1 pseudogene is annotated in these 347 nt (G+C 66.6%); it reads right to left on the bottom strand.

Features of this window, described 5'->3' with window-relative positions:
- Nucleotides 1–347 (bottom strand): annotated as a pseudogene (locus U5798_RS36990) (hypothetical protein); the annotation flags it as partial.

Here is a 347-nt window from a genome sequence, read left to right on the forward strand (position 1 = left end):
CCGTAGTTGGTCGCCGTCGAGCTGCCTTCCGACGCCGCGATCTGCACCGCCGAGCGCACGTCGAACAGCGTCAGCGTCACGACCGACGCCTTCGTCTGCAGGTGCCCGGCCACCGCCGCCACCGCACTGTTGCCGATCAGCCCGCCGATCATGCTGCCGATGCCGCCGATCGGCGAATCGTTGATGACGATCTGCGGTTCCATGTAGTAGTCGGCCGCGACACGCTGGCCCTTCTGCTGCTTCGAGCCCGCGCGGTATTCGCCCGAGTTGCGCTGCAGCTGCGTGATGCGCGACAGGCGCGCGTCGCTCTTCTGGTTGCCGATCGACGTGATCACGAAGCAGTTCGA

It is taken from the genome of Burkholderia sp. BCC1972 (assembly GCF_905339605.1).
Classification (GTDB): domain Bacteria; phylum Pseudomonadota; class Gammaproteobacteria; order Burkholderiales; family Burkholderiaceae; genus Burkholderia.